At 37.2% G+C, this 24,314-nt stretch carries 24 protein-coding genes and 1 pseudogene; 15 read left to right on the top strand and 10 right to left on the bottom strand.

The features are described from left to right. Nucleotides 1–14 precede the first annotated feature (14 nt). The 3 genes from C4E06_RS17495 (at nucleotide 15) to C4E06_RS17485 (ending at nucleotide 3,539) form a co-directional block, all read left to right on the top strand. Nucleotides 15–395: a hypothetical protein gene (locus tag C4E06_RS17495; RefSeq protein ID WP_107669216.1), complete on the top strand. Its 381-nt coding sequence runs from the start codon at nucleotides 15–17 to the stop codon at nucleotides 393–395. A 71-nt stretch (nucleotides 396–466) separates the two neighbouring features. Continuing rightward, nucleotides 467–1,645: a cysteine desulfurase family protein gene (locus C4E06_RS17490; protein ID WP_107669215.1), complete on the top strand. Its 1,179-nt coding sequence runs from the start codon at nucleotides 467–469 to the stop codon at nucleotides 1,643–1,645. A 226-nt stretch (nucleotides 1,646–1,871) separates the two neighbouring features. Then, nucleotides 1,872–3,539 (top strand): choice-of-anchor I family protein, encoded by a 1,668-nt coding sequence (locus C4E06_RS17485; RefSeq protein WP_107669214.1) that lies wholly within the window; start codon nucleotides 1,872–1,874, stop codon nucleotides 3,537–3,539. Between the two features lie 147 nt (nucleotides 3,540–3,686). On the opposite strand, the gene dusA is transcribed toward C4E06_RS17485, so the two are convergent. Continuing rightward, the gene (gene dusA / locus C4E06_RS17480; RefSeq protein WP_107669213.1) at nucleotides 3,687–4,721 is read right to left on the bottom strand and encodes a tRNA dihydrouridine(20/20a) synthase DusA; all 1,035 of its coding nucleotides are present in this window, start codon (nucleotides 4,719–4,721) and stop codon (nucleotides 3,687–3,689) included. Between the two features lie 50 nt (nucleotides 4,722–4,771). Between dusA and C4E06_RS17475 the strand changes: the two genes are divergently transcribed. After that, nucleotides 4,772–5,224 carry a universal stress protein gene (locus tag C4E06_RS17475; RefSeq protein ID WP_107669212.1) on the top strand — a complete coding sequence of 151 codons (453 nt, stop codon included), beginning with the start codon at nucleotides 4,772–4,774 and terminating at the stop codon, nucleotides 5,222–5,224. A gap of 16 nt (nucleotides 5,225–5,240) precedes the next feature. On the opposite strand, the gene C4E06_RS17470 is transcribed toward C4E06_RS17475, so the two are convergent. The 3 genes from C4E06_RS17470 to C4E06_RS17460 all read right to left on the bottom strand — a co-directional run bounded on the left by C4E06_RS17470 (nucleotide 5,241) and on the right by C4E06_RS17460 (nucleotide 8,154). Continuing rightward, on the bottom strand, nucleotides 5,241–5,696 hold the full coding sequence (locus C4E06_RS17470; protein ID WP_198648781.1) for a hypothetical protein: 456 nt from the start codon (nucleotides 5,694–5,696) through the stop codon (nucleotides 5,241–5,243). Nucleotides 5,697–6,323: 627 nt separating this feature from the next. Further along, nucleotides 6,324–7,016, bottom strand: a complete 693-nt coding sequence (locus C4E06_RS17465; RefSeq protein ID WP_107669210.1) for a manganese catalase family protein — start codon at nucleotides 7,014–7,016, stop codon at nucleotides 6,324–6,326. A gap of 343 nt (nucleotides 7,017–7,359) precedes the next feature. After that, nucleotides 7,360–8,154, bottom strand: coding sequence for an HAD family hydrolase (locus C4E06_RS17460; protein ID WP_107669209.1), 795 nt, complete (start codon nucleotides 8,152–8,154; stop codon nucleotides 7,360–7,362). Nucleotides 8,155–8,277: 123 nt separating this feature from the next. On the opposite strand from C4E06_RS17460, the gene C4E06_RS17455 reads away from it, so the two are divergent. From C4E06_RS17455 to C4E06_RS17405, 11 genes and pseudogenes are all read left to right on the top strand, one after another. Next, nucleotides 8,278–8,532: a toxin HicA gene (locus C4E06_RS17455; protein ID WP_107669208.1), complete on the top strand. Its 255-nt coding sequence runs from the start codon at nucleotides 8,278–8,280 to the stop codon at nucleotides 8,530–8,532. Further along, nucleotides 8,525–8,851 carry a type II toxin-antitoxin system HicB family antitoxin gene (locus C4E06_RS17450; RefSeq protein ID WP_107669207.1) on the top strand — a complete coding sequence of 109 codons (327 nt, stop codon included), beginning with the start codon at nucleotides 8,525–8,527 and terminating at the stop codon, nucleotides 8,849–8,851. Before C4E06_RS17455 ends, C4E06_RS17450 begins: the two co-directional genes overlap by 8 nt. Nucleotides 8,852–8,927: 76 nt before the next feature. Beyond that, nucleotides 8,928–10,058, top strand: a complete 1,131-nt coding sequence (gene dprA / locus C4E06_RS17445; protein ID WP_107669206.1) for a DNA-processing protein DprA — start codon at nucleotides 8,928–8,930, stop codon at nucleotides 10,056–10,058. Between the two features lie 222 nt (nucleotides 10,059–10,280). Further along, entirely contained in the window at nucleotides 10,281–10,943 is a 663-nt protein-coding gene (locus tag C4E06_RS17440) for a PD-(D/E)XK nuclease family protein (protein ID WP_107669205.1), read from the top strand. Between the two features lie 93 nt (nucleotides 10,944–11,036). Next, nucleotides 11,037–11,663, top strand: a complete 627-nt coding sequence (locus C4E06_RS17435; protein ID WP_107669204.1) for a restriction endonuclease subunit S — start codon at nucleotides 11,037–11,039, stop codon at nucleotides 11,661–11,663. Further along, nucleotides 11,664–13,196 carry a type I restriction-modification system subunit M gene (locus tag C4E06_RS17430; RefSeq protein WP_107669203.1) on the top strand — a complete coding sequence of 511 codons (1,533 nt, stop codon included), beginning with the start codon at nucleotides 11,664–11,666 and terminating at the stop codon, nucleotides 13,194–13,196. A gap of 108 nt (nucleotides 13,197–13,304) precedes the next feature. Beyond that, nucleotides 13,305–13,541, top strand: a complete 237-nt coding sequence (locus tag C4E06_RS17425; protein WP_107669202.1) for a CopG family ribbon-helix-helix protein — start codon at nucleotides 13,305–13,307, stop codon at nucleotides 13,539–13,541. Continuing rightward, nucleotides 13,541–13,623: pseudogene (locus C4E06_RS29615) on the top strand (type II toxin-antitoxin system PemK/MazF family toxin); the annotation flags it as partial. The gene C4E06_RS17425 and the pseudogene C4E06_RS29615, both read left to right, overlap by 1 nt. 14 nt (nucleotides 13,624–13,637) lie before the next feature. After that, complete coding sequence (locus C4E06_RS17415; protein ID WP_107669201.1) at nucleotides 13,638–14,852, top strand: restriction endonuclease subunit S; 1,215 nt, start codon at nucleotides 13,638–13,640, stop codon at nucleotides 14,850–14,852. Nucleotides 14,853–15,161: 309 nt separating this feature from the next. Continuing rightward, nucleotides 15,162–18,374, top strand: coding sequence for a type I restriction endonuclease subunit R (locus tag C4E06_RS17410; protein ID WP_107669200.1), 3,213 nt, complete (start codon nucleotides 15,162–15,164; stop codon nucleotides 18,372–18,374). Nucleotides 18,375–18,383: 9 nt separating this feature from the next. Further along, the gene (locus tag C4E06_RS17405) at nucleotides 18,384–18,920 is read left to right on the top strand and encodes a M48 family metallopeptidase (protein ID WP_107669199.1); all 537 of its coding nucleotides are present in this window, start codon (nucleotides 18,384–18,386) and stop codon (nucleotides 18,918–18,920) included. A gap of 49 nt (nucleotides 18,921–18,969) precedes the next feature. On the opposite strand, the gene C4E06_RS17400 is transcribed toward C4E06_RS17405, so the two are convergent. From C4E06_RS17400 to C4E06_RS17375, 6 genes are all read right to left on the bottom strand, one after another. Next, nucleotides 18,970–19,212: an HNH endonuclease gene (locus C4E06_RS17400; RefSeq protein ID WP_198648780.1), complete on the bottom strand. Its 243-nt coding sequence runs from the start codon at nucleotides 19,210–19,212 to the stop codon at nucleotides 18,970–18,972. 74 nt (nucleotides 19,213–19,286) lie between these two features. After that, nucleotides 19,287–20,312, bottom strand: a complete 1,026-nt coding sequence (locus C4E06_RS17395; RefSeq protein WP_107669197.1) for a calcium-binding protein — start codon at nucleotides 20,310–20,312, stop codon at nucleotides 19,287–19,289. Between the two features lie 149 nt (nucleotides 20,313–20,461). Beyond that, on the bottom strand, nucleotides 20,462–20,659 hold the full coding sequence (locus C4E06_RS17390) for a hypothetical protein (RefSeq protein ID WP_107669196.1): 198 nt from the start codon (nucleotides 20,657–20,659) through the stop codon (nucleotides 20,462–20,464). Between the two features lie 142 nt (nucleotides 20,660–20,801). Further along, nucleotides 20,802–21,167 (bottom strand): KGK domain-containing protein, encoded by a 366-nt coding sequence (locus tag C4E06_RS17385; RefSeq protein WP_107669230.1) that lies wholly within the window; start codon nucleotides 21,165–21,167, stop codon nucleotides 20,802–20,804. 75 nt (nucleotides 21,168–21,242) lie between these two features. After that, on the bottom strand, nucleotides 21,243–21,611 hold the full coding sequence (locus C4E06_RS17380; RefSeq protein ID WP_107669195.1) for a KGK domain-containing protein: 369 nt from the start codon (nucleotides 21,609–21,611) through the stop codon (nucleotides 21,243–21,245). Nucleotides 21,612–21,681: 70 nt separating this feature from the next. After that, on the bottom strand, nucleotides 21,682–24,165 hold the full coding sequence (locus C4E06_RS17375; protein ID WP_107669194.1) for a dynamin-like GTPase family protein: 2,484 nt from the start codon (nucleotides 24,163–24,165) through the stop codon (nucleotides 21,682–21,684). Between the last annotated feature and the right edge of the window lie 149 nt (nucleotides 24,166–24,314).

Below are 24,314 nucleotides of genomic sequence, written 5' to 3'. Positions count from 1 at the left end.
GATAATAGGTTATTATGTCGAGACGAAAAAAAAAGTTTCCCTGTGGTCATAAAGGGTATGGCAAAATTTGTCATCGTTGCGCCCAAGAACAAACGGCCATCCAACAAAAACAACAACAGAAAAATGCTTGGGAAGAAACTTTTAAGAAAGATCCTATCGATTTAAGACCCTTTCCCAAAAATGTAGTGCTTAAAGCCCGTCAAATTCTCAAAGCACTGGCTAATCAGCAAGATTATCGCCTTTTTCGCGGAAAACGACTACGACATGATCGCTTTATTATTAGCATTCCGGTAACCCGACATTATCGCTTAATTTGTCGGGATCATGGCAATTTTTTAACCCCCGAAGCGGTTGTTTCCCACGAAGATTATAATGTATGTAAGCCAGGGCATTAAGATAGATTGCTTCAATTGTCTATTTTTAGAGATTACCCACTGCCTGATCCGAACACTCTTTTTATACCATAATGCAAATTTACTTAGATTATAGTGCCACCACTCCCCCTCGTTCAGAGGTCGTTGCTTACGTTAATACCTTGTTAACAGAGCAATGGGGTAACCCTTCTAGTCTGCATCAGTGGGGACAACGGGCTGCTATGGTAATAGAAATGGCTAGAGTGCAAGTGGCTTCTTTAATAAATGCGAGTAATCCTGAGTCCATTCTCTTCACATCAGGGGGAACTGAAGCGGATAATTTGGCTATCTTCGGTATCACAAGACAATATAGCACACCTCAACATTTAATTATTTCTAGTCTTGAACATCCGGCCATTAGTGAACCGGTGAGGGGTTTAGAAGCACAAGGATGGGAGATAACCCGTTTACCAGTGGATCGTCAAGGTAGAACCAATCCTCTGGACTTAAAAGCGGCGATTCGCTCTAATACGGTGCTGATATCCATTATTTATGGTCAAAGTGAAGTGGGAACGGTACAACCCATTGAAGAATTGGCCAACATTGCCCAGGATCATAACATTCTCTTTCATACCGATGCCGTACAAACCGCAGGAAGACTACCCATTGATGTGCAACGACTCCCCATTGATTTATTATCCATCTCCGCACATAAAATTTACGGAATTCAAGGAGCCGGCGCTTTATATGTGCGTCCAGGAGTCAACATTGATCCGATCCTTTTGGGAGGGGGCCAAGAAAGCAAAAAACGCTCAGGAACCCAAGCCGTAGCGGTGATTGGGGGATTTGGACTGGCGGCCCAATTAGCGGCCAAGGAAATGGCCACCGAAAGCGATCGCTTAATGGGATTACGCGATCGCCTCTTTGATTTAATGGCCGATTGTCCTTATGTCATTCCCACAGGGGATAGATTATACCGGCTTCCTCATCATGTTAGTTTCATCGTTCACGATCCCTTCGGAACGATGGAAACCGAAAAAATAACCGGTAAAATGATTGTCCGTCAAATGAATTTAGCAGGGATTGCCATTAGTGCCGGTTCAGCTTGTCATAGTGGTAAATTAAGTCCCAGTCCTATTTTATTAGCCATGGGTTACTCTCCACAAGAAGCCCTCAAAGGGATTCGCTTAACCTTGGGACGGCACACAACCCGAGAAGATATCGATTGGACTGCGATGGTATTAAAACAAGTTTTGAATCGTTTAATGCCACAATTAGCGATCGCTCGGTAAGAATCTTATGAGCAGAGGGAGTAGGGAGCAGAGGAAGATTAAAACTGTTGCCTGTTGCCACCCCCTCTAACTTCCCCTTTTGTTAGGGGGAGAACCCTTGCCTGTTGCCTTTACTTGAAGGTTAATTTGAGATTAACGGAAGGTTATTAAAGGAAGAAAGATTTATTGAGAAGATTCTGTTATAAATAACGAGAAATCATTAAAAAATGAACTGTTATTTGTTCTCATGACTCTTTTTAAAAATCTACAAACCCTAATCACCCCATCGATTATTATCGGCTCATTCTTCACCTTTTCCCAATCTGCACAGGGGATGAAACTCTCTTTAAATCTTTTAGGAACCCATCAAACCGGCATTTTTGATGAAGGTGCAGCAGAAATCCCCGCCTATGATCCGATTAGTCGTCGGGTATTTGTCGTCAATGGATTTGCTAATGAAATAACGGTTTTAGATATTAATAATCCGAGAAATCCAATCGCTTTATCCCCCATCAGTTTAACGGGAGGAGGGGTTAATAGTGTAGCAGTGAAAAATGGTGTTGTGGCCGTAGCCGAACAAGCAACTATCAAAACCGACCCAGGAATGGTGTCTTTTTATGACACCGATGGACTCTTTTTAAACAGTGTCATGGTGGGTGCTTTACCGGATATGTTAGACTTTACCCCTGATGGGAGCAAGGTTTTAGTGGCCAATGAAGGGGAACCTAACGATGATTATACAATCGATCCAGAAGGTTCGGTAAGTATTATTGATATTAGTGGTGGCATTGGTTCTCTCAGTCAATCGAATGTCATTACAGCCGGTTTCCAAGCATTTAATGCTAGTCAACAGCAATTAATTGATGCAGGGGTTCGTATTTTTGGACCCGGTGCTACTGTAGCGCGAGACTTAGAACCCGAATATATTACCATTTCAGAGGATTCAACCAGGGCCTGGGTAGCGTTACAAGAAAATAATGCTCTAGGTGTTTTAGACATCCCCAGTGCAACATTTACCGATATTATTCCCCTGGGGTTCAAAGATCATTCTTTATCGGGTAATTCTTTGGATGCGAGTAACGAAGATGGAGCGATTAATCTTCAAACCTATAATAATCTCAAGGGAATGTATCAACCCGATGCGATCGCTTCTTATACGGTTGGTGGTCAAACCTATATTGTCACGGCCAATGAAGGAGACTCAAGGGATTATCCTGGATTTAGTGAAGAGGCCAGAGTTGCAGATGTTATTCTCGATCCCGTAGCTTTTCCCAATGCAACTGAACTTCAGCAAAACTCAGCTTTAGGTCGTTTAAACATTACCACCACCTTAGGGGATACAGATGACGACGGTGACTTTGATGAACTTTATTCCTATGGGGCCCGTTCTTTTAGTATTTGGGATGAAAACGGTAATTTAGTTTTCGATAGTGGCAATCAATTTGAGGTGTTATTAGCTCAACTGTTACCTGAATATTTCAATGCGAGTAATAGTAACAATACCTTTGATAATCGCAGTGATGATAAAGGTCCCGAACCCGAAGCGGTAACCATTGGAAGAATAGGGGATCAAATCTATGCCTTTATTGGCTTAGAAAGAATTGGGGGTATTATGATTTATAACATCACCGATCCTAACAATCCCTCTTTTGTTAGCTATACCAATAATCGAGACTTTACCCAGGATGTCATGACTTCTGCTGTCGGAGACTTGGGGCCCGAAGGGGTGTTATTTATTAACCCAGAAGACAGTCCCACTAATTCACCTTTATTAGTGGTTGCTAATGAGATTAGTGGAACAACCAGTGTTTTTAGTGTTTCTCAAGTTCCTGAACCTAATGCTATTTTAGGATTGATGACAGTGGGTTTGATGGGAAGTTTTCGACGATTAAAACGGGGTAAAAATAAGAGTTAGGAGTTATGACCGGTTAAAGGCAACAGGGAACAGATAATTTGTCTAAAGTTTACTGTAGTTTGGCAGAGTTTGTCATACAGTAGTTTGGGAGTTGATGGCATAGGATGTAGGGGCATAATATATTATGCCCCTACCCATTTTTGTCTTTTATTCCGTGGCAATTGGTTGTAATTCTCCCCAATTTCCGACTCCTGACTCCCTATCTGGAACTTTCTTCAACGCTTCAACAATCACTTTTGAGTCTGCACCGGGTAAATGAGCATTTTCGCTAATATGTCGTTTCCACGCTTTTGTCCCTGGAATACCTGAAAAAATAGCTAATAAATGTCGACTAATTTTATGGAGTTTATGGCCACGACTGACCCAATCATCGATATAAGGTAACATTTTTTCGATGATTTCATGGCGAGTTAACTGTGTTACATTATCCTGATAAATATCTCGATCAACCGTAGCAAATAAATAAGGATTATCATAAGCAGCCCTGCCAATCATCACAGCATCAACTAAGTTTAAATGATGTTGGACTTGTTCAAGATTCGTAATTCCTCCATTAATCTCAATGAAAAGCTGAGGAAATTCTTGTTTGAGACGATAAACGTCGTCGTATCTTAAGGGGGGAATATTTCGGTTTTCTTTGGGACTTAAGCCTTTTAACCAGGCTTTTCTTGCGTGTACGGTAAAGTGTTGACATCCTGCTTCAGAAACCACCTTGACAAAGCGGGCCATGTCTTCATAACTATCGTGGTGATCAATCCCAATTCGATGCTTAACGGTAACAGGAATCGTAACCCCTTGTTGCATTGTCTCAACACATTGGGCCACTAATTCAGGGTTAGCCATTAAACAGGCCCCAAAATGCCCACTTTGAACGCGATCGCTTGGACAACCCACATTTAAATTAACTTCATCATAACCCCAATCTTCGGCAATGATGGCACATTGGGCTAATTCTTGGGGGTTATCTCCTCCTAGTTGCAAGGATAGGGGTTTTTCTTCGGGGGAAAAGTCTAATAGTTTCGGGCGATCGCCGTGTATAATGGCTGCGCTGACAATCATTTCTGTATACAGTAAGGTATGACGGGTTATTTGTCGCATCAAGTAGCGAAAATGGCGATCGGTATAATCCATCATCGGTGCTACACTTAAAGGATTCATTGAGTTAGTTTGATTGTCATTCATTATCCATCTGACCAATAACTGGTAACTGGTCACTGCTTTAATAGTTTACTATGAGTTTATTTGTTGGCGATCGCATTTTGGTTCCCATTGATTTTTCTCAAGACTCTTTTAATGCCCTTGATGAAACGTTAAACTATATTAAAGACCCGAATAAAATAACGGTGATTCATGTTTTATTGCCTTTAGAATCCGTTGATCCGGGTGTCATTTGGTCAACGTTAAACGATGACACTCGTCAAAGTAATGTTAAAAATAACTTTTATGAACGTTATCCTAAATCTTTAGTTAATAATTTAACCTTAGTGATTAAAATAGGAAATCCGAGTTTAGAAATTGTTGATTATGCTAAACAAAATAACATCGATTTGATTGTCATTGCTTCCCATGGACGCACGGGGTTAAATCGTTTTTTATTGGGTTCGGTCACTGAAAAAGTGGTTCGTTTAGCTCAATGTCCTGTGTTAGTTTGGCGTAATTATCATCAGAATAGAGAAAGTCTTTAAAATATTTTTTAAAATTCTAAATACAACCTTTCACTGAAACTGTATAAGTTTTTCCCATGGAAATGGGATCACCAACAAATAAATTAACTTGAATGGGTATATTATCCGCTTTGGGAACTCCTTTTATTTCTATGGGTTCCCCAGGGGTAAACGTTTTATTTTCGTTATAAATTTCATCGGCAGTATTATCATTATATTTCAGATAACCTCGTACTTTATATTCTCCTTCATCTTTTGGTAGAAAAGTAATAATATATTGTTTATATTGTTTGAGAGGGATAATAGAAAAATCCGTATTCCAGTTATTATTTACCCCCACACTGGCAGGACCGATAACAGGAATAGAAAGACCGGGTTGAGAAACGGTTTTAGTGACCTCGGTTTCATCTTTTGTTTCCCCACCAACCACAGGAAACGCTGTACAAGTTGCTCCATTACTGGGTTTAATATTAAAGGCTAATAAGTTAGTCACTGTTAATAAATAAAGTCCTAAGAAGTAGGAGAAATTTTTATGAGAAAAACAATTCATCATGTTCCTCGGATGACCATTACTAAGAAAATAAAGGGGATTTTAGCATAAATATTCAACGGATACTTAAACAAATCTTTTAATCCTATTTAAGACTTACAACTGTTATTTTGGTCTTTTTGTCAAGAGCAGCTTTACAATGGTTTACTCTTGTTTAGTACATTTGCTCAAAAAAGTTGCTATTTTTTCTTGAATCACCTTGATTTTGAGATGTGTTTTAGGATCAAGCAACGTAAGACTGGGAATATCTCGACTATTTTTAACAGTTGACATACTACGCCTTGATTATCAGTCTTTATGATCATACCACAAGCCCGTAAACTCGTGAGTTATTGATAATAATTCTCACACATTAAGGAATGTAAAGAGGGGCAAATATTTTTATTTTCTTTGTTATTGTAGTTTTCAATAAGTTTTTGTTATATATAAGGGAGTCTCAAAAAGATAGATGATAATCTTTTTTAAAAGTAATAAAACTGAGGGTAAATCAAATCGATTATACCCTCGAAAGTTCAACACATTTACCTCTTCAACAAAGAAGTTGCCCCCTATCAGAACTATGGCGTTTAACTATTCTTTTTCGGCTACCGGATTAGCAATATAATGGAAATTTTCATCAGAGTTCCAAGGGCCTCGCTTGTCTTGGTCACCATCACTCGATAAGTTATAGTAGAGGTCTACGGTTTCATCGGGCTGAATATCTCCAAAGAAAGGATCAGTGAGTTTCCCTAATGAATTAAGTGCTTCCATGAACATTTTGGTATGGGAAATTTCACGAGTTAGCAAATGAACCAGAGTATCTTTTGTTTCCTGGTCTGGAGCTAGTTTAATGAGGGATTCATAGGTTTGACGCGCACCGGCTTCGGCTGCAATATTAGCACGTAAATCACGAACAACATCACCACCTTCATTGAGATAATTAGCATTCCAAGCGGAACCTTGAGAATCGAGAAAGTGGGGACCCACACCTCTGACAGCAAACAAAGTGCTTTTGAAAGCATCGGTTTGATCGACATTTTTTGTATGAACTTCAATCAATTTTCCGATCATTTCTAAGTGACTAAATTCTTCTACAGCAATGTCTTGTAACATATCTTTGATACCAGCATCTTCGACATGAAATGACTGTACCCAATATTGTAAAGCTGCAGAAAGTTCGCCGGTGGCACCGCCAAATTGTTCTAGTAGCAATTGAGCAAAACGAGGATTTGGGTCTTTAACATTGACCGATTTAGCGATTAATTCCTTCTTATGAAAAAACATTACTTCTATTTCCTGAAATCTTTATTTATTAGCTATTAATAACAATAATAAATTTCAAAAAAAAAGCCCTGGGTCAAAAGTTAGATATATCATTTTTGACATCAAGAATTTTTGACTTTTCTCTAACCTAAGACATACTTATTGTTATAGATTATAACCGGTTAGCTATAATAGCATTCAAACTATTTAAAATTCACTGTAACCATCAAGTCTTATTGATAGTAATTCAAGTTAATTTTATTATTAATGGCATCATCAATTTAAGCGATCGCAAAAATTCCAAGAGGATATAATCACCTATTATTAGTTAGTTAACAGACTATTTATAGTTCTAATTATGAAACTAAAAATGAATCCACTGAGAAAAATCTTGAGAAAATTTCTCTAAAGAAAGTAAAGAAATAGTATTATCTTCCTTGACTATTTCATGGGTTTTTGAGGTATTATAACCCCAGTCAGCTAAAAATAATTTAACTTCCCTTAAATCGGATTGGGTTTGTACAGTTTTTAAAGTTTTCAATAAGTCTTCAATAAACCATAAATTATTAGGACTTTCTTGATTATCTTTTAAAATTTGTCGTAAGGTTTCATACTTGGGTTGTTTAACTTCCTTGCCAAAAATATGCCCTTCAGGAAAAGATAAATTTTGCTGTTTTAGCAGTTGTTTAACAAATCTTCCTTCTTTGGTTGTAACAATATATAAAAGGGGAGAAGAGTCTAACAGTTGACCTAATTTTTCTAATACCCCTGGATAAAATTCATGTAAGGCTAACCAGTTATCTAAATCACTTTTAATCCAATGATCTCTAACCCCATCCAATTCTGACATGACTTGTTGTTTATTTAAGTTTTCTTTTTCAACAATTTCAGAACAAATCTGATGCCAATTACTTTCTATATTGTCTTTGTCATATTCTAATACTAATGCTCTTAATAAAATAGGCATTTCCCAACCGGTTTCAATGACGGGACGTAACTGATAAAAAGAATCTGCCCAAGTTTGTAAATTGTTTTGAGAATGATCTGACCATATTTTTTGATAGGTTCTGAGGGTGGTCTGAAAATATTCCTTTAAACCGTTACAAATGACTCCATCAAAATCGAGGGCTAAAATTTTTGGGGCAGTCGTTGTTATCATTAGCTTATCGAAAAATTATAACTCGTTATTATTCAGTTTAGCTTTTGAGCTTAATTCTAATTATGTAAAAACTAAAAAGGTTGACATAGTATCAATAGTGATACTAAAATTAGAAAAAAGGGTATGGCACAAATCAACAAACTTGTTGAACGCTTAAGGAATAATCCAAAGAATGTCAAATTTACCGATTTAGTCAAGGTTTGTAATCATTATTTTGGAGAACCCAGACAGCAAGGAACAAGTCACTGTATCTATAAAACACCCTGGCCTGGAGATCCCCGTGTCAACATTCAAGAAAAAAACGGAAAAGGCAAACCTTATCAAGTCAAGCAAGTTTTAGCTGCTATTGAAAAAATCGAGGGAATGAAAGATGGTTAACCATAATCACTATTGCTATAGAGTTACTTGGTCAGTTGAAGACGAAGAATTCGTAGGACTATGTGTTGAATATCCTAGCTTATCCTATCTTCATGAAGATCGTTATGCTGCCCTTGAAGGGATTACAAACTTAGTAAAAGAAATTGTAGCGGACATGGAAGCGAATGGGGAAAAAGTTCCAGAACCCATTGCCGAAAAAAGCTATAGTGGAAAATTTCAGGTACGTATCACCCCGGAACTTCACCGTAAACTAGCTATAGAAGCAGCAGAAGAAAATGTCAGTTTAAATCGCTATGTAAGTCATAAACTAGCGTCTTAGAATCTTGAATTTTTGGAAATAATAGCTATGGGTTTAATGATATTAAATCCTAAAAGTAAATTGTCAGGAGAAACCCTTGCAAAACGAGTCAGCTTATTGGTTAGCTTGGTCGAAAATACCGGGAGTTGGGCCAATCCTATTAAAACGGGTATGGCAACAGTTTGGCAGCTTAGAAACGGCTTGGAATGCGTCTGCCACTGAGTTAGGGCAAGTAGAAGGAATCGGAGCAAAATTACTCAATACCATTAAACAACAGCGAGGGCAGATTAACCCTTTAGAATTACTTAAGAAACATCTAGCAAAAAATCCTCAATTTTGGACTCCCAACCAAGATAATTATCCCCGTTTATTATTAGAAATTCCTAGCCCTCCCCCTCTACTTTATTATCAGGGACAGGTAAATTTATTGGAAAATCAAGGACATAGGCCGTTAGTGGGTATTGTGGGGACTCGTTACCCTACGGATCATGGTCGTCGTTGGACTCGTAACATTGCGATCGCATTAGTTAAACATGGGTTTACGGTGGTTTCAGGAATGGCGGCCGGGATCGATGGGGTTGCCCATCAAGCTTGTTTAGAAGCCGGCGGCAGGACCATCGCCGTGTTGGGAACGGGGGTGGATCGGGTTTATCCCACGCATCACCGACAGTTGCATCGAGACTTACAAAAACGGGGTTTAATTATTAGTGAATATCCAGCCGGGACTCCAGGCGATCGTCGTCATTTTCCTGCGAGAAATCGCATTATCGCCGGGTTGAGTCGGGCCATTTTGGTGATGGAAGCGCCGGAGAAGTCGGGGGCGTTAATTACAGCCAAATACGCTAACGAGTTTTGCAGAGATGTTTATACCTTGCCTAACTCTCCAGAAGTTGCCCAAGCCAGAGGCTGTTTACGACTCATTCATCAAGGGGCAGAAATGATCGTTACTGAGGATGAGTTATTAGAAATGTTAGGGGCTATTCCTGCATTAGATCAACAGCCTCAACAATTATCATTATTTGAGGTTGAAAAAAAGGAATCTTTACCGAAGTTAGACCCTGAGTTATTAAAGATATTTCAAGCGATTTCGACGGAAGCAACCCCGTTTGATGTCATTGTAGAAAAAGCTGGTTTACCCACTGCCCAAGTCTCAGGAGGGTTATTACAACTAGAGTTAGAAGGTTTAATTACTCAGTTGCCAGGAATGCGATATCAACGGTGTAGTTGAGGGTGGGGAGTGTGGGAAGTTTGGCAAGAATTTGTACTGTTGACAATTTCGATAAAAGAGTAGGAGTAAAATGATTTCTAAGTTTGTAACCCGATTACAAAGAAAAATCTTGACATTAAAGGGGGACTTGTATAGAATTACGAGAGTAACTCAATTACAATTTGCAACACGCAGACAAAAAAAGTCCTCTAATGGGACTCAATTACAATTCTTACCTTAATTATGACAAACAATCGACCTGAAAAAAAGCTTTCCCATCGAGGGAAAACCTTCATTCATCCCAGTTGGTTAGCCAAAGCATTAGCTGGAGATAGACATTGTGACTATTCTTTGCATCTGCAAGCTAATTATAAAATTCCGAAAACAGATAGAGATTTTGATCTCTTAGCTTACAAGAGTAAACATCAAGCAGCCATCGAAAGAACAGTTAAACTCTTGATTTCTCAAGGTTATCAAGTTCATATCGAAAACGCTAACAGTTTTTGGGTTAATAGTGGCAATGCTGTCATCTCAGGAACCCCTGATATTATCGCTATCAAAGGGGATGACGTGATCATCATTGACAATAAAACAGGAAAACCGAGGGCTTGTGACCAAGAACAAGTAAAACTCTATATGGCTTTGATAGTATCGGTAAAACTGCATGGAATCACTAAAATTCCTCTAGGAAAAGTCATTTATGACAATTATTCCCCTGTTGTGATTTTCCCTGAAGAAATTACGGAGGAATTCAGAGCAAGAGCGAGAAACTTAGTCAAAATGCTGAAATCTACCACAATTCCCTTACCTACTCCCAGTTATCGGGAATGTCAATGGTGTCCGGTTGCCCATGTTTGTTCCCATAAAATGGAGGATATGGCAACAGGAACGGCTGAATGGCTGTAAATAAGGTGATTATGCTGTAATTTATCGTAGGGTGGGCATTGCCCACCTTATTAAGTTAATTTTAACAAGAGGGATTTAAAATAGATAATCATAATGAATAAGCAGAAAAAAGACGAAGAAAATGAGAGTAAATCTTATGAAAGTAAGCGATTAAAAGAGATTGCAACGATTAAAACTGGTTATCCTCTAAAGTCTCAGGAAAAAGCCAACAGTCAGAGGGAGATCAAAGTTATTTATATGAGTGATATTGATGAAAATAACGTCATTAATTGGCATAATTTAGAAACAGTGGAGATAAATAACTTAGATAATCGTCATTTACTCAAGCATAATGATATTTTGTTTTGTTCACGAGGTGTTACTAATAAAGTTGCTATGGTTTCTAACCCTCCCGATGGGGTTATCTCTGCGACTCCTTTAACCGTCATTCGTCCCCACTCAACCCTAGTTAACCCTGCTTATTTAACTTGGTATCTTAACCATCCTCGTACTCAGTACGAAATTAGTCGGTTTGCTAAGGGAACCAGTCTACTGATGATTAGTAAGGAAGACTTAGGTAAATTGAATATAACCTTACCCCCGTTGAGTAAACAACAGTTAATTTTAGAAATACAGGAATTAAACCTTAAAGAACAACAAATTATCCAAGATATGGCTCACAAAAAACAAAAATTAACCGATAAGTTATTGTGGAAAATTGCACAAGGAGAGATAAATTAAATGGAAATTACACAAAAAAAAGTAAAACAAGAAGAAATCAATAGTATTTGTTGGAATGCTTGCGATACCTTTCGGGGAATCGTTGATCCCTCTGAATACAAAAATTATATTTTGGTGATGCTGTTCCTTAAATATATTAGCGATATTTGGCAAGACCATTATCAACGGTATCAAGAAGAGTATGGGGACAATAAAGAGCGAATTTTGCGACGAATGGAGCGAGAACGCTTTGTTTTGCCAGAAGGAGCGAGTTTTTACGATCTTTATAACCAACGCAATGCCGATAATATTGGAGAGTTGATTAATATAGCGTTAGAAGCGATCGAAGAACATCCCAATAATAAATCAAAGTTAAATGGTGTATTTCGTAATATTGACTTTAATTCAGAAGCAAATCTAGGAAAAACGAAAGATAGGAACCGAAGATTAAAGAATTTACTGGAAGATTTCAATAATAGTAAGTTAGATTTACGTCCCTCACGGGTAGATGAGGATATTATCGGCAATGCTTATATTTATCTGATTGAGCGATTCGCAACAGGGGCAGGTAAAAAGGCGGGAGAGTTCTTCACACCAGCACAAATCTCGAAATTAGTGGCAAAATTAGCAAAAGCAGAGTCTGGTGACAGAATTTGTGATCCGGCCTGTGGTTCCGGTTCTCTATTAATTAAGGTAGCCGATGAAATACCGGATCATAATTATGCTTTGTTTGGCCAAGAGGTAAATGGCAGTACCTGGGCATTAGCTAGGATGAATATGTTTCTGCATGGGCAAGATGGGGCGAGAATAGACTGGTGTGACACCCTAAATAGTCCAACTTTGACGGATAATCCCACTAATTTACTTAAATTTGATGTGGTTGTAGCTAACCCTCCTTTTTCTTTGGATAAGTGGGGGGCAGAAGAGGCGAAAAATGATGTTTTTAACCGATTTTGGCGTGGTATTCCCCCAAAAACTAAGGGAGACTATGGTTTTATTACCCATATGATCGAGGTTGCATTGCCGAAAGAGGGCCGAGTGGTGGTTATTGCCCCTCATGGGGTGTTATTTCGGGGATCTAGTGAGGGGAGAATCCGCAAAAAACTGATTGAGGAGAATCTATTAGATGCTGTGATAGGTTTACCGCCGAATTTGTTTCCTAGTACCTCAATTCCCGTTGCTGTGCTTGTTTTTGACCGTTCCCGTGAGGAGGGAGGGGTTAGGGAAGGTTGCCAGGAGGTGATGTTTATTGATGCTAGTAGCGAATTTCAGAGTGGGAAAAATCAAAACTTATTATTAGATAGTCATGTGGAGAAAATCGTCGAAACTTATCTAAACTGGCAAGATGTGGATAAATATGCCCATGTAGCGACGTTTGAGGAGATCGAGGAAAATGACTTTAATTTGAATATTCCTCGTTATGTAGATACCTTTGAGGAGGAGGAAGAAATTGATTTAAAGAAGGTACAGAGAGAAATTGAGAGTTTGGAGGATCAGTTAGGGGAAGTAAGGGGTAAAATGAGGGATTATCTCAAGGAATTAGGGGTTTTGTAGGGGCGAACGGCCGTTCGCCCCTACGGATGGGATGATTGTAAGATGGGGTGTAGGCCGATGCAATGCCCACCTTGCTTTAAAATAAAAAATAGAGTCTAGGAGAACAATATGAAAACAGCAATTTCTATTCCTGATGAGGTGTTTAATAAGGCGGAAGAATTAGCGCAAAAACTTGGTATTAGTCGCAGCGAACTTTATACACAAGCGATTAGTAATTTTCTTCAGTCTTATCCTTCAAAAACTGTAACAGATGCGTTAAATGAGGTGTATTCTCATCAGGAAAGTGGGTTAGATGAAACAGTCGCAGCTATGCAATTTTATTCTATTGGTTCAGAAGAATGGTAATGTATAGAGGAGAAATCTGGTGGGCAAATTTACCTCAACCGATAGGAAGTGAACAGGGTATCGTCGTCCAATTTTAATTGTTTCTGTGGAATTTTAATGGTAAAAAATGATTGGAAACATTTAAAATTAAAAGAAATTGCATCTATCAAAACTGGACCGTTTGGTAGTCTTCTACATCACAGTGACTATAAAGATAGTGGGACTCCTATCATAACTGTTGAACATCTTTCAGAACAAGGAATTACCTATCAAAATCTTCCTTTTGTATCTGATGAAGATAAAGAACGCTTATCTTCCTATTTATTACAAGAGGGTGATATTGTTTTTAGTCGTGTGGGTTCTGTAGATAGAAGTTCTATAATTTCAAAGCACGAAAATAACTGGTTATTTTCAGGTCGCTTATTAAGAGTTAGACCTAATAAAAGCAACGTATATTATCCATTTCTTAATTACTTTTTTCATCAAGAATATTTTAAACATAGGATCAGAAGTCTCGCTGTTGGTGGTACAATGCCATCATTGAATACTCAAATATTGCAAAATGTTTATGTTTCTCTTCCCCCCCTAAAAGAACAGCAAAAAATAGCGGAAATACTGTCAACATGGGATGAGGCGATCGCAGTTACAAATTCCCTGATTAAAGCGAAACAGAAACTTAAACGGGGTTTGATGCAGAAACTATTAGAAGGAAAGTTAAGATTAGATATTTTTAAATCTGAAAAATGGGATTTAATCAAACTAGGAGAAATAGCAGATATTAGACGTGGTGCATCTCCTAGACCTATAAAAGATTCTAAATATTTCGCCAAAACTGGAAGAGGATGGATCAGAATTTCAGATGTAACAGCATCAAAAACTTATTTAAAAAAAACAACTCAATATTTATCAGAATTAGGTGAAAGTAAAAGCGTAAAAGTTAACCCTAATGATTTAATTATGTCTATATGTGCTACCATTGGAGTTCCTAGAATTGTCGGGATAAAAGCTTGTATTCATGATGGTTTTGTTGTAATTAGACCTCGTAATAACAATATTAATAAACTATTTATTTATCATTTTATTGATTATATTTCAGAAAAATTAGCAGGTAAAGGACAACCAGGAACACAAAAAAATCTTAACACTACTATTGTATCTAAAATTAAAATTCCTAATATTTTACTTGATGAACAAACTTATATCAGTAATCTTCTATCTACTTGCGATCAAGAAATATATAAATTACAAGAAAAAATTGATCATTTACAAAAACAAAAAAGAGGATTAATGCAGAAACTATTAACAGGAGAATGGAGAGTTAAAGATGACTAACCTACTAGAAACAGCATTAAAAAAAATTTCTGAACTTCCGAAAGAAGAGGGTTTAACAGTGTTAAACCCCTACGGGGATATATTTGTAGGGACATAATACTATTATGTCCTGATATGTTATGTTTGACCACAGTATATTGTTAGAATTGTAGGGTGTATTAGCGTAGCGTAATGCACCAAAAAACTAGATGTTGGTGGGTTACGACGGATAATGATATTCTTGTTATACCCTAAATTATAGCCGTCTAACCGTTCGGCTGACGCTTACGGAAGTCCACCCTAGGTTAATAATTTTAACTGGTTAAGACAATGAAATTTAACACAGACGAAAAACATAGTTCCCAAATACCTGCCTTACAATTATTCATCCAAATGGGGTATGAATATCTACCCCCACGTCAAGCATTAGAAGAACGAGATAATAAGACAAGTAACGTTATTTTAGAGCATATTTTAACCAAAAAACTAAAAGAAATTAATCGTATTAACTACAAAGGGAAAGACTATCTATTTAGTGAAGACAATATAAAATCTGGACTCGAAAAAATAAAAAATGTACCCTATAATAACCTACTCAGCAACAACCAAGAAATTTATGATTTAATTACCTTGGGAACCAGTTTAAAACAAACCATAGACGGGAATAGTAAAAGCTATACCCTAAATTATATTGACTGGAAAAACTGGGAAAATAATCAGTTTCATGTCACCGCAGAGTACACCGTAGAAAGGACATCTTTTAACGAAACTATCCGCCCTGATATTGTTCTCTTTGTTAATGGTATTCCCTTAGTGGTTATTGAATGTAAAGCCCCAAAAATAGAAGTTAAAGAGGGCATTTCCCAGATGATTCGTAACCAAACTGATGATTATATCCCCAAACTATTTATCTATAGTCAATTACTCATTGCTACGAATAAAAATACTGTTAAATATGCCACCACAGGAACACAGTTAAAATTTTGGTCAGTGTGGCAAGAGAAAATATTTCAAGAATCAGAAATTGAACCGATCATTAATACACCCCTAACCCCAGAAAATAAACATAAACTATTTAAAGAAACCCCCTGTTTTAGCGAATGTCAAGACTATTTTGAGCAACTGGAAAGCCAAGGCAAAAGATTAGTTACCACCCAAGACTTAACCCTATATAGTCTCTGTTATCGTCAAAGATTATTAGAACTCATTTATCAATTTACCCTTTTTGATCAAGGTATCCGCAAAATTGCCCGTTATCAGCAATATTTTACTGTTAAGAATCTCTTAAAATACATTAAAGAATATGATGAAAATGGCAAAAGAAAAGGGGGCGTTATTTGGCAAACTCAAGGATCAGGAAAATCATTGACAATGGTGATGATGGCCAAAGCATTGGCATTAGACCCCGAAATTATCAACCCTCGTATTATATTAGTAACCGATAGAGAAGCCTTAGACACTCAATTAAAAGATACTTTTGCTAACTGTGGACTTGACCCCAAAAAAGCCAAATCTGGCCGTCATCTAATTGACTTAATAGAAGAAAACAAAGCCAGTATTATCACCACTATTATTAATAAGTTTGCCTCTGCTGTTAATATTCGTAACTTCCAAGACCCATCCGATAATATATTTGTTCTAGTGGATGAAAGTCACCGATCGCAACATGGTCAAAGTTTCCATCCGAAGATGCGTCAAGTCTTCCCCAATGGGTGTTATTTGGGGTTTACGGGGACTCCCTTGATGAAAACGGAAAAGAATACCTTTAGTCAGTTTGGGGGACTGATACCAGGGACAGAATATACTATAGACCAAGCAGTGAAAGACGGGGCCGTGGTTCCCTTGGTCTATGAAGGTCGTTATACTGAACAAGAGGTTAATAAAAGACCCCTCGATGTTTGGTTTGAACGATATTGTCAGGGACTCAACGAAGCACAAAAAGCAGACTTAAAACGAAAATATAGCCGTATCAGTCAACTAAATCAAGCGGAACAGGTTATTTATAGCCGCGCCTTCGATATTAGCGAACATTATCGAGAATTTTGGCAAAATACAGGGTTTAAAGCCCAATTAGTCGCCCCCAATAAACGGACGGCCCTTAAATATAAACAATGTCTCGATGAGTTTGGTTATGTCTCCTCAGAGGTCATTATTTCCCCCCCAGACACCCGTGAAGGAAACGATGATCCCACCCAAGACACCGATGATCTCATCGTCAAGTTTTGGAAACAGATGATCGCCCGTTATGGTTCAGAAAAAAATTACAATGAACAGGTGATTAATAGCTTTAAATACGGAAATAACCCCGAAATATTGATAGTTGTCGATAAATTAATCACAGGATTCGATGCCCCTCGTAATACCGTCCTCTACCTCACCCGTAAACTACGAGATCATACCCTATTACAAGCGATCGCCCGTGTTAACCGTCTTTACTCCGATGATTATACTAAGAAAGTTAAAGATTTTGGTTATGTGATCGACTATGAGGGAGTTCTCGAAGAGATAGAAAACGCTTTAAAAACTTACAGTTCTTGGCAAGATTTTGATTATAACGACTTAAAAGGAACATTACAGAATATAGACGTAGAAATTGATAAACTAGGACAGCATTACGCCAATTTACTCGATATTTTCAAAACCGTTGATAACCCACAGGATGAAGAAGCGTATAAAAGAATTTTATCGGATGAACAAAAAAGAGACGATTTTTATGAAAAATTAGCGATATTTTCTAAAACCTTATCTATCGCCCTCTCTTCTCAAAAATTTCTTGATAAAACCCCTCCTAGCTTAATCACAACCTATAAAAAAGACTTAAAACGGTTTCATAACCTCAAAGCAGCCGTTAAACTCTTGTATTCAGAATCCGTTGATTATCGAGATGTTGACCCAAAAATACGCAAATTACTCGATACCCATCTTCATGCTTCAGAAATCACCCAAATTGTTGCCCCTTTCAACCTATTTGACGACGTTTCCTTTGAGTCAGCTTTGGCCCAGCAAAAAACCGACGCATCCAAAGCAGACTTAATTGCAAGTATCACCAAACGAACCATTAACGAAAAGCTAGAAGAAGATCCCGCCTTTTATTCTGAGTTTTCCGAACTTATTAACCAAACTATTGCAGATTATCACGCCTCACGGATATCTGAAGCCGAATATTACCAAAAAACCCAAGAGATTCGAGAGAAAATATTACACCGCGATCAAACCGATATCCCCCAAGACTTCTTAACCAACCCCGATGCGATCGCCTTTTTCGGCCTCATTAAACCCTTTATTACCACCCATGAAAATGATCCCCAACGGTGTCAACAAATCAGCGAAGATACCACCTTGGCTATTTTAGAGATTATCAATAACTATTGTATCGTTGATTGGCAAAATAACGAAGATATTCACAAAAAAATAATGAATGAAATAGATGATTTTTTATATGATGATTTAGGCGATCGCAAAGGGATTAAATTAACCCCTGACGAAATGGATAATTTGATTGAACAAACCCTATTATTAGCCCGTCGTCGTTTAGGAAATTAAAGAATAAAAATGATAGAACAAGTAATTACTTATGGAAGCCAAAATATTAGTTATCAAGTCAGCTTTAGCCAAAGAAAAACCCTAGATATATCCGTTCATCCCGACCAAAAAATTACCGTTAAAGCCCCTACAGGAACTCCATTAGAAGCCATTGCTAAACGGGTAAAACATCGCGCCCATTGGATAATAAAACAGCAACAATACTTTAGTCAATTTACTCCTCGTACCCCTTCCCGTCGTTATGTTGGTGGAGAAACACATTTATATTTAGGGAGACAATACCGCCTAAAAATTGAAGCGGCGATCGATACGCAAGTTAAGCTAAAAGGGGGTTATATTTTAATTCAAACCCCTCAGATAAACGGTTCAGAAACTATTAATCAAGACTTAATTCGGGCTTCTACCAATTGTATTGATTATGTCATCATTCATGAACTGTGTCACCTAAAATATCAAGATCATAGTCCACATTTTTATGAATTTCTTACCCTTATGATGCCAGACTGGGAAATAAGAAAACACAAATTAGAAACATTATTAAGTTAATATAGTGATGATTGTATAGCTTAAAAATTGCTATTGATAACAATAATTTTCAGGTAAAATGACGACGAAAACGAGGGTCTAAATGATGTTTTTTTTGTTGATTACAACTTTGACATAAAGTTTGTAAGTTACTCATATCATTACTTCCTCCTTTGGCTAAAGGAATAATATGATCAATATTTAAGATGGTTTCTTGTTGTTTTTTCCCACAACTTTGACATTGATAGTTATCTCTATTAAAAACATAATCTCTAACGGATTTTGGAATGGGTATTCTAGGGGTTTTCTTCATTATTTTTTGAGATGAGATGAAAGTTTACTCCAGGTTATAACACTGGAGTAGACTTTCATCATCCGTAAGTTAACTTAAACATAGGTAAAATAGCTGTCCGATAAGTCAAGATTGGTTGGCCCACCTTGAAATTGAACAATTGCGATTAACTCCGAGGGCAGTCCATTACTAATACCATCATCATAAAAAATGGCTGTCCCTTGTACCCCCGAAAGCGGTGAACTTCCCAGACGATAATGAGGTTGAGAACCAATTTCAAACTCTGGTAATTTAGTAAGTTGAATGATATCTTCTGTTTTATCAAAGTCCCTAATTAGAGCATAATCATGAATACCAGTGCTATAAATATTATCATCATCGTAAAATAATTTATTGGTCTTTCCTAGTACAAATACATCGGGTTCGTTCCCAAAAGAACCGATGGGACTATCCCCTTGAAGAATGTCTATTTCGTATTTTCCGGGGTCACTAGCATTCCAGTCAACTCCGATTAACGTATCCCAACCATCATTCCCTATTAACGTATCATTGCCCGTTCCGCCATAAAGGGTATCTCCTCTTATACCACCGTCTAAATAATCGTCACCCTCATCTCCATAAAGTTTATCTTTTCCTAACTCCCCAAACAAAAAATCATTCCCTCTACCACCCCGTAACAGATCATCAAAGTACCACCCTGGAATTAATTCGTCGTTATCATCTAACCGTTCAACCCTTTCTGGGATGTTTTCAATATCAAAATCATCAAAATACCAAGGACTCGAACCGTCATCCCCATACAGAAAGTCGTCACCGTCATGACCTACTAAAAAATCTTCGCCATTTCCTCCAAATAGATAATCGGTACTGTTTCCTTCTCCTCCATAAAGCCAATCATTTCCTTCCCCTCCATCGAGAATATCACTATCTTCTCCACCGTTTAAATAGTCTCCGTCTTCTTCTCCCAGTAGGCTATCTTTACCTTGGCCACCATAAAGTTGGTCTTTTCCCCTATCACCATACACAAGGTCATTACCCCCTTCTGCAAAGATGTCATCGTCGCCAATGGTTGCCCTATAGACATCATTACCGTTACCTAGAGATTTAACAATACCTCTCATCAATACTACCTCAACAATTCAGTACGATTATAATATATCGAGTTTGCGTTATTTGATTTCGAGGACGAAAAATTTCTTAAATACTTAATAGTACGTTAAATCTTGAATTATCTAAATAATTATTAAACTTATTGCTTAGTTAACTCATCCTATAAAATTTCAGGTGTGAGTCCTTTTTCTTTTGCTTCTTGGCGAATTTCTTGAACAATTTCTTCAAAGTTGTCATTTTTTACCATTTCATCAATAATAAGGTTCCAAATATGAACCATCCTTTGCTGTTGGTTTGCATCAACTTCTCGGTAAGCTTTGGCAATTTTGGGGTCAACTTGAATAGTAATATTTTCCATGATTTGTATATTGCACTTGTATCTTTTATGTAAATTTAACATATTATAATTATAGTTGAAATGGTGGGTTAAGTAAATATTTAGTTGTTAGAATAACCCCTAAATTGACTGGTTACTTAACCCACCCTACAAAGAATTATTGTTAATTTATCGATTGACGAATATCGTCTAATACTGAATCATTCTTATTGGTTTCAGGTTCGGGTTCATCAGGAATAAATTCTAATTGTAATTTGATTTTAACGGTTCCCTTTTTCCAATTTTCTCCTGGTTGTAACAGTTCGCAAGAAATGCCTTTATGAAACCAATCACTTCCATTAGAAGGTATTCTAGCGATTTGAGAAATCAGTGACATTAAATGCTTATATCCTTCTGTTGAAAAAGCACTAATCATTTTGTTGATTAATATATTAACTTTTACAGAAGAGTCTCCATATAACAGAACACTATCTGGTTTATTTTCCAAGTCTAATACTATTTTATTGTTGGTATTAGGATTATTATTCATGGTAATTTTGTTTAGTTTTTGGTCAATTTTGTTTGAGACATTTAGTAGGGTGGGCATTGCCCACCTTACAAAGATTTATGGTTCATTCATCGATTGGCGAATATCATCTAAAGGTGATTCTATTTCCTTAATTTCTGGTTCATCGGGAATAAATTCTAAACTTACTTTAAGTCTGATTTTTCCTTTTTTCCAGCCATTTGATCCCACTTGTAATATTTCGCAGTTTTGACCATATTTAAAAACATCAAAACTATTAATAAATTCACCTCTTATTCCTATATGGTGAAAATGATCAGTCATAACTTTTAATAAACGACTCTTAATAAAAGAATTGATTACCTCTTTAAGCTTAGACAATTTAACTAGAGAATCAGCAGAAAAAGCAATAACATCATCATCGTTATCGAAATAGTGATTGTGTTCAAGCAATTGATTCTTACTCATAATATACCTCAAAAAATTGTTGAAAATTTGTACAAGAAAATAGGGTAAGTCTTCCCCACCCTAGAAAAATCTAAACGAGATCAACTACCTCAATGTCAACATCTGATTTGTGATTATTGATAACAGGAACATTAATTACTTCAACATCAGACTTAGTAACATCAGGCTGTAAACTTTCCTCATTAATTAAAGGTAATTGATGCTCATAAACTTGCATACTTTGGAGACAATTATTAATCCCAGAAATTGCTTTATTATAAGTAGCAATTTTTTCTTTAATTTCTCCCTGTAAGCGGATATTACGAGCAATTTTTTCTTGTGCTTCTTGTTCTAAGGTTTGCCCTAAATAGTCTCTTGCTTGATCGTACTGTTGGAGAATACTATCTGCTTGTTCATCTGCCATGGGTAATAATTGACTTTTTAAGGTCATATTAATGGTTTGACGAAAATGTTTACGGATAGTTGCTGATACTTTGGGTTCAAAATCTAACTTTAACAATTGACGGATCGCGGGTTCTGCTTCCACCATGCTACTACAATCATAACCTTGGGAAGTTTGTTGTAACGTTTGACGAAATTGATAGATAGAAAAAGTCCCTTCATCATAAAATCTGGGACTTTCTCGAACATAGCGATCGCATTCTACTTTAGACTCACTCACCAAGGCAGCGATCAAGGTTTTTTCTACTGCTTGTAACTGGGTTTCTATGCCACCATCATTACCTAATAAACGGTATAATTTACCGTAGTAGTCTCGTTGTTTAACTCGCTGTAGTAGTCGCTGAGAAAAGGAAGAAATTAAGGTTTTTACCCCCTCAACTAAAACATCCTCTAACTCATTAGCTAGGTAATACAAAGCCTCGACTAAAATGGCAATCAAAGGAACAGTAGAATTACGGGGATGACTCATTGCAGCGCGACGGTGGGCATTCTCAACGGAAAAAGTTTGTAATAATTCATCCAAACGAGTCACCATTCTCGCTTTTAATTTTTTGAAGTCTTCTTCAAAGTAATGATCTCCATTAACCACAATTTCATTAACTTCATGAGCAATGTGATCTCGAAACTGTATGCCCACTTCTTGTAACTCATGATTAAGACGATTTAACTCTTGTGCTTTCATGGCATCAATTTCACGGGGTTGACTCTCTAAATCTCTGTATTGATCTAGATAGTGTTTCCGTAAAACAATGCACAAGGGTTGTAAATCATCTGCTAAGGTTGAAAAAAGCTGAGGCCGTTTTTCTTCCGTTAAATAACGGGTAATAGAGTCTCGAAATTCCTCAATTCCACTGTCAGCAATTAACTGATTAATGAGAGGGTTTCCCCACTCGCTAAGAATACGGACATAATTTTCATTGGGGGTCTCATATCCATTTACTGATACTTTGAAATCAGTACGAGTTAACTTACCTGAATTCGCACAATAATTGTTAAATTCACTAACAAATTGGGGGGTTTCTTCTTCCCCTCCCATGCTTTTAACACTCTCAGAAAAGAGGGTATCTAGTCCAAAACGGGTACTACTATTCGTTTGTTTTACCTGACTACCATAAAAGCCTAATAATCCACTGGTTTTATGTATCCTAGAGGTATCTTGAAACTCAGTTTGAATTAAATGATCGAGACGTTGACGCAGTTGGCCATTGTACCAAGTTTCATCAATACGATTAAATACATAAAAAACGCGATCGCGGATGCCTAAATTGTCTCGCATCTTCTCTAAAAGTTCCGTTTCTTCTGTACTCATATCCCCCGCAGAAGCTGGTTTTAAGACACAAACCACTGCCGAAGTATCGGGATGTTCAATCTTGTTATAAGTTGCCTCAGCGTCTTTTTTTACTGGTGCATCAATACCCGGCATATCAACTAAAACGTTACCATCTTTTAATAGGGGATGATGACAATAATAATCTAATCGTTTCAACACCGAACTATTACTACCGCGCCGTGCATAACTTGCCGCTTCTGTCAAGTTAGAAAAGTTAAATTGTTCCATCGAATAAGTGGCAGCATTAATAGTATGAATGCGATCGCGATTATTGGTAAATCCCTCTAATAACAAGATTAAAGCTTTAGCTTGTTTGGCTTTTTCTGACTTACTTTCGCCCCCTTCTTGTTCAATGATTTTTTGACCCATTTCAGTTAAAATATGTTTAACTTCGGGGTTATTAATATTAGCGGCTTGCTCAATGTTTAATTTTTGACAAATGACGTTAACTTGTTCCCTGATATCTGCCTCACTCAAGAAAGTTAAAACCACTTTTTCTTGTTGCGGTTCGGCATAATAAATATGACATTCTGTCCCGGTTGCATGGCCTTCGGCACTATATAATAATTCTCGTTCTAATAACGCATTAATTAACATAGATTTTCCGGCACTAAAGGCCCCGGCGAAAACAATTTCAAACTGAGGAGAAACTGCCTTGCTTAAGGATGCTTCAATGGCACTAATATTCTGTTGCGATCGCAATGTGGGTTCTTGCTGTAAGAGTTCTAATAAACCATTAACATGGGTAGGTAACTGTTCACATTGGGGAATCATTTGACTCATAAAAAATATCCAAAAGGTCGTTTATCTTAGTATTCCCCGTCTCCTCGGTAAATTCTCCATGATGAGTGAATTACCCCAACTAAAATGTGGGGATTTTGATAGTATTTTTAGGTGGGGACTTCCGCCAACCTTTCCTTAAAAAATTGATC

This window comes from Cyanothece sp. BG0011 (assembly GCF_003013815.1).
Lineage (GTDB): Bacteria > Cyanobacteriota > Cyanobacteriia > Cyanobacteriales > Microcystaceae > Crocosphaera.
Note: the sequence above shows the minus strand (reverse complement) of the source record. Positions and strands in the feature narration are given on the sequence as shown.

Coding starts and splice junctions, on each gene's coding strand:
- C4E06_RS17495 (WP_107669216.1), top strand. CDS start 15: ATGTCGAGACGAAAAAAAAAGTTTCCCTGTGGTCATAAAGGGTATGGC.
- C4E06_RS17490 (WP_107669215.1), top strand. CDS start 467: ATGCAAATTTACTTAGATTATAGTGCCACCACTCCCCCTCGTTCAGAG.
- C4E06_RS17485 (WP_107669214.1), top strand. CDS start 1,872: ATGACTCTTTTTAAAAATCTACAAACCCTAATCACCCCATCGATTATT.
- dusA (WP_107669213.1), bottom strand. CDS start 4,721: ATGAATGACAATCAAACTAACTCAATGAATCCTTTAAGTGTAGCACCG.
- C4E06_RS17475 (WP_107669212.1), top strand. CDS start 4,772: ATGAGTTTATTTGTTGGCGATCGCATTTTGGTTCCCATTGATTTTTCT.
- C4E06_RS17465 (WP_107669210.1), bottom strand. CDS start 7,016: ATGTTTTTTCATAAGAAGGAATTAATCGCTAAATCGGTCAATGTTAAA.
- C4E06_RS17460 (WP_107669209.1), bottom strand. CDS start 8,154: ATGATAACAACGACTGCCCCAAAAATTTTAGCCCTCGATTTTGATGGA.
- C4E06_RS17455 (WP_107669208.1), top strand. CDS start 8,278: ATGGCACAAATCAACAAACTTGTTGAACGCTTAAGGAATAATCCAAAG.
- C4E06_RS17450 (WP_107669207.1), top strand. CDS start 8,525: ATGGTTAACCATAATCACTATTGCTATAGAGTTACTTGGTCAGTTGAA.
- C4E06_RS17440 (WP_107669205.1), top strand. CDS start 10,281: ATGACAAACAATCGACCTGAAAAAAAGCTTTCCCATCGAGGGAAAACC.
- C4E06_RS17435 (WP_107669204.1), top strand. CDS start 11,037: ATGAATAAGCAGAAAAAAGACGAAGAAAATGAGAGTAAATCTTATGAA.
- C4E06_RS17430 (WP_107669203.1), top strand. CDS start 11,664: ATGGAAATTACACAAAAAAAAGTAAAACAAGAAGAAATCAATAGTATT.
- C4E06_RS17425 (WP_107669202.1), top strand. CDS start 13,305: ATGAAAACAGCAATTTCTATTCCTGATGAGGTGTTTAATAAGGCGGAA.
- C4E06_RS17415 (WP_107669201.1), top strand. CDS start 13,638: ATGGTAAAAAATGATTGGAAACATTTAAAATTAAAAGAAATTGCATCT.
- C4E06_RS17410 (WP_107669200.1), top strand. CDS start 15,162: ATGAAATTTAACACAGACGAAAAACATAGTTCCCAAATACCTGCCTTA.
- C4E06_RS17405 (WP_107669199.1), top strand. CDS start 18,384: ATGATAGAACAAGTAATTACTTATGGAAGCCAAAATATTAGTTATCAA.
- C4E06_RS17400 (WP_198648780.1), bottom strand. CDS start 19,212: ATGAAGAAAACCCCTAGAATACCCATTCCAAAATCCGTTAGAGATTAT.
- C4E06_RS17395 (WP_107669197.1), bottom strand. CDS start 20,312: ATGAGAGGTATTGTTAAATCTCTAGGTAACGGTAATGATGTCTATAGG.
- C4E06_RS17390 (WP_107669196.1), bottom strand. CDS start 20,659: ATGGAAAATATTACTATTCAAGTTGACCCCAAAATTGCCAAAGCTTAC.
- C4E06_RS17385 (WP_107669230.1), bottom strand. CDS start 21,167: ATGAATAATAATCCTAATACCAACAATAAAATAGTATTAGACTTGGAA.
- C4E06_RS17380 (WP_107669195.1), bottom strand. CDS start 21,611: ATGAGTAAGAATCAATTGCTTGAACACAATCACTATTTCGATAACGAT.
- C4E06_RS17375 (WP_107669194.1), bottom strand. CDS start 24,165: ATGAGTCAAATGATTCCCCAATGTGAACAGTTACCTACCCATGTTAAT.